The sequence below is a fragment of the Hydrogenophaga sp. ZJX-1 genome, from assembly GCF_048590325.1.
Taxonomy (GTDB): Bacteria; Pseudomonadota; Gammaproteobacteria; order Burkholderiales; family Burkholderiaceae_C; genus Hydrogenophaga.
In genome coordinates, this window is the sequence record NZ_JBMBRA010000010.1 from 142,905 (window position 1) to 150,644 (window position 7,740).

The window sequence follows — 7,740 nt, forward strand, 5'->3', positions numbered from 1 at the left end:
CTGTGCCGTCTTCAGAACCCGCTTTCCCGGATGAAGATCGACACCAGTCGGCGCAGGGAGCCACTGATCAGCGACTCGGCGTGCCCGTCGATGCGCACCCGAACGGCCGCGACCTGGTGGGCCGGCAGGGGCTCGTCCAGCACGATGCGCACGCGGAACAGCGCATCGCGTACCACCTGCGTGCGCTCCTGGCCGGAGCGGGCGGGTTCGTTCACCGTGGCAATCGGGCCACCGTGGTTGGCGTCGAGCAGGCTGCTGGGCAAGACCGTGGTCCGCGACACATCGATGGACTCGATGCGGCCCTCCACCCAGGACGGCTGGCCCGCGAGCCACCGCGCCCGGACGGTCTGCCCGACCTCCACACGCGACAGGTCCTCTTCTGGGATGAAGGCGTCGATCACCCAGCGCGAACTGTCCACCAGCATGGCCAGGGGCTCGCGCGATTTGACCCACACGCCGGGCGCCAGGCCATGGTCGACGTCGTGCAGTTCGCCGTCAAACGGGGCCCGCAAGGTCAGCCGAGCCCGTTCGTCCATGCTGGCCTGTTCTTCGGCCTCGAAATAGGCTTTCTGCGAAGTCAGCAGCTGGCGCTGGGACTCGCCGTCGGGCACGCCCATCAAACCTGCGATCTGGCTTTCGCGGGCCAGCGCCAGCTGGCGCGATTTGTCCTGCGCGATACCCAGCATGCTCGAATCGAGCACAAAGAGCACGTCGCCCGTCTTGAACTGGCGCTGGGTCGGCACCGCGACGATCTGCGCGGCAAAAGGCGCGTGGATCGGTTGCTGATCGGCCGCATGGATCCAGCCATAGCCGGTGACGCGGCTGCTGAAGGGGAAGAACAGGATCACCAGAAGCACCAGTCCGGCCACCACCAGACCTTTGATCCGCGCCGCGCCCACTTCGCCCCGCCTCGCTTTCCAGACCGCGAGCTCCTTGAGCACCGGCTTGGCGATGAACCAGGACAGCTCCAGCACCATGAGCGCGATCCCCAGCAGCTTGAAGAAGAAGACATACACCAGCAGCGCGATACCGAGGAACACCACCAGCCGGTACAACCAGGTGCCCAGCGCAAACGCCACCAGCGCCCGCCGTTTGGCGAGCGAAAAGCTCTCCGTCCAGGGATCGTCCAGGCCCAGCAGGCTGCGGCGCAGCCAGACCTTGGCCAGTGCACTGGAACGCTCGTGCAGGTTGGGCAGGTCCAGCAGGTCGCTGAAAATGAAATAGCCATCGAAGCGCATGAACGGGCTGGCGTTGATGGCCAGCGTCATGATCCAGCTGGTGGTGGCCAGAAAGAACATGCCATTGCGGAACGCACCGTCGGGCGCCAGGCTCCAGAGCAAGGTGGCCAGACTGGCCAGGGCCAGCTCGACCGCGATGCCCGCGCTGGCAATGGCCAGGCGCTGGCGGGGGTCCTTCAGCCGCCAGCTCTCACCCGTGTCGGTGTAGAGCATGGGGAACATCACCAGAAAGGCCACCCCCATGTGCGCCACGCGCACGCCGTAGCGGGTCGCGACGACGGCGTGGCCCATTTCGTGCACCGTCTTGGCGAACAGCAAGGCCAATCCATACCCGAACACCCCGGACCAGGTCATGTTGTCCACCAGCGTATGTTGGAACACATCCCACTGCCGCGAGGCGAGAAACAGGCCGAGTGCCGTCACCAGGCCCAACAGACCTGCGAGCCAGGGCATCTGCAAACGGGCCAGCAGCGGCTGCAGCGCCGCCAGCCAGGCCTGAGGCCGGACCAGGGGAACCCGGAAAAACAGGTAGTTGTGCACCAACCACTCGAACAACGACCGCTTGAGCTGCTGACTGCGGCCGATGACCCGGGCCACATCGGCCTTCGTATCGAGGCGAAGCAACTGGTTGTCGGACAGGAAACCCAGCAGCTGGCGCACGTCCTGCAGGGTCACGTTGAGCGGCGTTTCTGCATTGACCGCCCTCACCAGGGCCGCCGCGTCGTGGTGGGCCCAGTGAACCAGCAGCTCAAAGTCGATCCAGCCGATGCGGTAGAAGCGGTTGTTGACCGGGTCCTGGATGATCCAGGCCGGGGAGCCGTCTTCATTGGCCGCCGCCGGAAACACCACGAGCTCGTCGCGGATGCGCGGCAACGGCACCACCTTCGTCCGCTTGACACGCCGGGGCAGCGGGATCGTCGCGCTGGTGCTCACAGACCGGTCCACTCCCGCACACTGGCCAGCGGCCGCCGGAACAGGTAGTAACCCAGCAGCACCCAGTCGCCCGAAATGCGGGCCGTACCACGCAGACCGATGCGCGGCAACTCGGTGTCCTCATCAAAACGGGCGCGCAGCCGGTAGGCGGCAACACCATCCGGACTCAGGGACGCCTGGTAACTGGCTTCGATCAGTCGACCGGCGCGGGGACTCAGCGGTTCGGTGTGCAGGAAGAGCCGCACGGGCGACTCCAGCGCCAGATTGATGGCATCGGCCACCGACAGCCAGATCAGGATGCCGCCGTCTTCCGGCTCGGCCAGCTGCATGACGCGTTCGCCGGTCTGGACCGGACGCCCGAGCCAGTCGTTGGTGTCCGCAAAAATCGCCACACCATCGCGTTCCGCGCGCACCTCGACCCGTTGTGCCTGGGTGTCCACGGCGGCCAGCTCGGCCTCTTTCTCCCGGACCCGCCCCAGGGCCACCGCCACATCGGCCTTGCTCTTGGCGTCGTCGAACGCGCGCTGCTGAGCGACGTGGGCGTCGGCCCGGGCAATCTCCAGGCTCTTGAGCGCCACCTGCTGGCGGTTGAGCAACGCAGAATCATCGAGCGAGAACAGCAGGTCACCGGCCTTGACGCGCGCATTGGGCGCCACCGCGAACGAACCGACCACGCCATCCTGCGGTGCGGCCACCGCCATGGCGTTGAGCGCGATCACCTCGGCGGGCGCCAGCACCGACAGCCGCACCGGAATGAACAGACCCAGCACCAGCGCGCCGAACAACAGCCAGCGGTTGCGGCGGTTCTTGAACAGCTTGCCGGCCCGGCTCCACGAGCGCTGCGTGCTGCGGTGGAGAGCGGCAAAACAGTAGCCGTACGTGGCATGCAAGCGCTGCACCAACTGGATGGCCGCGTCGTCCCAAGTCTGCTCACGGGCATAGAGCACCATACCCTGGGACACGCCGTTCCTGTCGGGCAGGGGCACCCACAGCAGGTGTTCCGGCAACCACTCGGCCCAGCTCTTGGCGTCTTCGCCGGCAGCGTCCGCATGGTCCAGACAGTGAACCGCCCCGTCGCGCGGCAGGCGTTGGGCAAATTGGCTGAGCCAGACGGCAAACGGCGAATCGTTGGCCACGCTCACCAGACCGGAGGCGGCCGCCAGGTGAACCCGATCACCGTCCAGATCGAACAGGGCCGCCTGCCGGTAAGGGGTCAACGCATGGGTTTCGTTGACGATGGTGAAGCGGAGTGCGGCGAGGGTTTGCGCTTCCAGCGCCCGGGCTTCGATCTGCAGCAGGACGCTCAGATCCGAGACATCAGACATCGCTCAGACTCACCGCATGCCTGTGAATTTCGCCACCCCGCTCATGCCGGGCAGCAGGTCGGCGTGTGCCTTCAGCATGGTCGCTTCGAGCTCGATGGTCTGGCTCACCGGATCCACACGGCTGTTGATCCGGTGCACCCGTGCGGCGTAGGTGTTGCCGGTTTCATCGATGGTCACCTCGAACTCATGTCCCATTTTCAGGGTCGATATCCAGTTCGACGGCACGTTCAGCTTCAGCAACAACAGGCCGCTGCGCACCAGATCAAGCAGCGGTTGCCCGGCGCTGACGGTCATGTGGCTGCGCACGTGCAGCTTGGCCGTCGCGCCACTCCAGGGCGCCCGGATCGAGCACTGCGAAATCTGGAACTGGTACAGATCGATCTGGGCCTTGGCTTTGGCCACCGCGCTGGCGGCCAGGGACACCTCGACGTCGCTCGCCTGCTCCAGGCCCTGCATGCGCAACTTGGCTTCGTACTGGTCGGTGGCGGCCGCCAGATCGGCGCTGGCCATGGCCTGACGGGCACGCGGTTCGTCGCAATCCAGCGAAACCAGGGTGGCCCCTTGTCGGAAAGGAGCGCCCAGGCCCACGTGAAGCTTGGCGATGCGTCCGGGAACGGGACTGGCCAGCACGGTCTCGCCCGCCGGCAGCACCAACACCCGCACGGACGCCGACGCGGCAGCGGGAACCGCAGCGGGCTTGGGTGGATTGGGAGCCGCCCTGGCGGCACCGACCGCGTTGGTCTGGGCGGAAACCGTCAGGGACAGAGCGCCCAGAAACAACACCACGCCGGTCGCGCGCCAAAGGGATTTGCAGGGCATGTCAGTCAACATTCAACCAGGATTTGAGTTCGCCAAGATTGGCATTGAGTGCCGCCACGAGGCTGGATTCGTACACCGAAGCCCGCGCGTTGCTCGGAATGGTAGTCGCAAAGCGCGCCTGCTGCGGCTGGCCCGCGTCGTCTTTCAGCTCGACGGTCCAGGACGCTTTTTCTACCCCGTTCTTGCTCTCTGCCTGGAACGACAGCAGCAAGGGTGTGCCTTCCTTGGCGTCGGTGGCAATCTGGTGCCGGGCCAGCAGTTCGGTCACCAGGGCCTTCATGCGCACTTGCTGCACCGGATCGGCCACACCGGCAAGCTGCACCTTGACCACCGTGGCGTGACCGAACAGATTGGACGACAGGGCAAACGCGTCTTTTTCGGCGGCCTGCAGGTGCGCCTTCACCCGCTGCGACAGCGTGCCCAGGTCGTCGGCTTCGAAGTCGTCGGCGATCGGGTCAAAACCCAGCGTGTTGTACAGGCGGCCGAACGCGATGTGGGCGTTGGCGTAGGCGTTCGCGCGCTGGTAAGCGCCCAGCACGGCACGGGCCTGGGTGCGGATCGCTTCGAGCTCACTTTCCAGCTTGGCGGTGACCGACGCCTTGGTGAAGGCGGCCAGACGGGTATCGACCTGCGAGGCCTGGTCGGCCAGACGGAAGTCTTCCAGCGCCATGCGGTAACGCTCGGCACTGACGCGCGCCTGCGTCAGGATGGCCATGGACAGCGCCATGCGGCGCGCTTCGTCGGTCTGTTGCTGGTACTGCTGCGCATTCTTCATCGATGGCAGTGCCACCAGACGCATCAGGTTCCAGGCCAGGCTCAAGCCGCCTTCAGACCAGCTGTTGTTGTACAGGAGCCGGTTGGAATCGTGCTGGCGGCCGTAGTTGAGCGTGATGCCGGGCAACATGCCGAGGATCTGCTTGCGGGCTTCATCGGCGGTGATGCGCTTCCTGTAGTCTTCCTCGCGCAGCTCGGGACGCTGCAGCAGCGCCATTTCTTCGAGCTTGCCGATGTCCTTGGGCGCCACAGGCAGGTTGGTCTCAACGGCCTCGGCCAGCACGAAGTCGGCGCCCGGCAGGACGTTCATCAACGCCGCCAGTTCGCGCTTGGCAAACTCGAGGTCCTGGCGGCGCTGGTTCAGCAGCGTGGTGGCGTCCAGCAGTGCGCGCTGGTAGGCCAGCGCCAGACCCGGCGGGATGATCTTCTGCGTTTCGGCTTCGCGTGAACGCGACAGGGCCAGCGAGGCACGCTGCAGGATGTCGTCGGCCTGGGCGTTCAGGCGCTGGGCGCCCAGCGCGCGCCAGTAGGCCGCGCGCACGTCCTGCAACAGGTTCTGCACCACCTTGCGGCGGCGCTCTTCAGCGATCAGGAACTGGTTGCCCTGCTGGCGGGCGCGGTAGTAGGAGACGCCGAAGTCGAGCGCATTCCACGAGAACTCGATGCCGCGCAGCGAGTGGCTGCGCGCGTCGGAGGAAGTCGGGCGATCCGACTCCACGCCGTCCAGAATGCCGATGCTGGTGCCGCCCGAGTAGTTGCTGCGCTCGCGGTAACCGGCAGAGGCCACCAGCTGCGGCAGCATGTCGTAGCTGGCGTGGTCGGTCAGACCCAGAGCCAGGGCCGACTCCATCTTCTTGAGGCGGTAGTCCAGGTTGTACTTGAGTGCCCGGGCGACGGCCTCTTCCATGCTGATCGGTGCCGTGATCGAAGCCTGATCGGTGTACATGCGCTCGGTGTCGGACTTCACCCGGTCACGCACCTCGTCCTGCGTCAGCGCTTTGGGCGTTACGCTGCAGCCGGCCACAACGGCCGTCACGGCCAACATCACCAGGCTTCGCGGCAGGAAACCGGTTGCACGGATGGAAACGGAAGGGATCTTGTTCATCTTCATGTTCTCGAAAAAATGGTGTTCAGCTTTTGACCGTTGTGGATCGGGTGATGGGGCGTGAGCCGTGCAATCTGTCTTTGGCCATCCGTTCCACCTGGGCGCGGAAGCCCTGAGCCGCACGGGGCAACTCAACCGCCTTTTGCACCGGGGCTTCGTCTACAGCCTTCGCTGCCTGCGGCGCAACTTCGCTTTCGCCACGGGCGGTCGCCTGTTGTGGACGTGCTGGTTGTTGCTCGGTCTCCGCCACCGACGCCGCGGGGCCTTCAGACCTGGAAGCGCCCAGCGCAAACGGATCCAGCAGGCTGCCATACCCCGCTGTGGCCGAGTTGTGGGCATCGACGATGGCGTTGCGCAAGCGCGATTCCAGTTGCGAGGCCCGCACGGCGTGCTGAACAAACAAGCCCTGTTCCATGACGATCGGCTGGTGTCGAACCGCATGCTGCACGTGCAGCGCTGGTGCGACCACCTGCACCTCACCCGGACTGGGCTCCTTGATGAGACCCACCTGATCGACCCAGGTTGAGCTGTCAAACATCAGGCTGTCTGGCTGCTGGCTCATCGCTTCACCCATGAGGCCTGCATCCAGACCGACGGAGCCCAGCGAAGAGGTGAACATGCCACGCTCGTTGCTGGCTTCGCTGACCGCGTACAGCACGTGGAGCGCACTACCGGGTGCCGACGCCATCGGCGTGGATGGCGACACCGGACCGGCAGTAGTCTCCCAAACAGGGGCATCGGGCACAGTGGGTGCTGGCGCAGGCGGCTGCGGCGTAACCGGTGTCGGTGCAGGCGCTGGCGCGGGTGGTAGCGGGGAAGGTGCCACGTTCATCGTGTGCGTGGCGCTGTCCGTGGCCCCGTCCTGGTCCACGATCGTGTAGTTGATCACCACCGGCCCACTCACGCCCGCGGCCGAGGTGAAGCTCCACACGCCGCCCACGTTGGTCAGCGTGCCCTGGCTCGGGTCGGCCAGCGTGGCCGTGCTCACCGTCAGCGGGTCGCCGTCGGGGTCCGTGTCGTTGCCCAGCAGGTTCACCACCGTCGCCACTTGCGGCGCCACCGCCTGCGTGTCGTTCACCGCGTCCGGCCCGGGGTTCACCGGCTCGATCGTGATCGTGCCCGTGAAGCTCCCGCCGTTGCCGTCATTCACCGTCACCGGTATGGTCACCGGCCCGGCGTTGTCCACCGGCGGTGTGCCTCCCAGCACGTTGGTCACCGGGTCGTAGGTCACCCACGCCGGCACTCCGCTCAGGTCCGGCGTGATCGTCAGCGTGTCACCCGTGTTCGGGTCCGTGAAGTAGTTGTCCAGGTCCACCGACACCGGCACGTTGTCCACCGCCGGCACCAGCAGGTTGTTCGGGTCCGTCGGGTCGATGTTCGGCGTCCCGGGCGTGGGGTCCGGGTCCACCAGCACCGGTGGCTGGTTGGCCACGTTCATCGTGTGCGTGGCGCTGTCCGTGGCCCCGTCCTGGTCCACGATCGTGTAGTTGATCACCACCGGCCCACTCACGCCCGCGGCCGAGGTGAAGCTCCACACGCCGCCCAC

5 protein-coding genes are annotated in these 7,740 nt (G+C 66.1%); all 5 read right to left on the reverse strand.

The window, feature by feature from the left end; translation table 11 throughout:
* Positions 1 to 11: 11 nt before the first annotated feature.
* Entirely contained in the window at positions 12 to 2,171 is a 2,160-nt protein-coding gene (locus tag ACN5W5_RS22880; protein ID WP_420050730.1) for an HlyD family efflux transporter periplasmic adaptor subunit, read from the reverse strand.
* Positions 2,168 to 3,496 carry an efflux RND transporter periplasmic adaptor subunit gene (locus ACN5W5_RS22885; protein ID WP_420050731.1) on the reverse strand — a complete coding sequence of 443 codons (1,329 nt, stop codon included), beginning with the start codon at positions 3,494 to 3,496 and terminating at the stop codon, positions 2,168 to 2,170. The genes ACN5W5_RS22880 and ACN5W5_RS22885 overlap by 4 nt, the downstream gene beginning before the upstream one ends.
* Before the next feature lie 9 nt (positions 3,497 to 3,505).
* A complete protein-coding gene (locus tag ACN5W5_RS22890; RefSeq protein ID WP_420050732.1) occupies positions 3,506 to 4,315 on the reverse strand; it encodes an efflux RND transporter periplasmic adaptor subunit in 810 nt (269 codons plus the stop codon).
* Between the two features lies 1 nt (position 4,316).
* A complete protein-coding gene (locus ACN5W5_RS22895; RefSeq protein ID WP_420050733.1) occupies positions 4,317 to 6,194 on the reverse strand; it encodes a TolC family protein in 1,878 nt (625 codons plus the stop codon).
* A gap of 25 nt (positions 6,195 to 6,219) precedes the next feature.
* Positions 6,220 to 7,740 (reverse strand): Ig-like domain-containing protein (locus ACN5W5_RS22900; protein WP_420050734.1); only part of this gene is annotated, 1,521 nt, incomplete at its 5' end.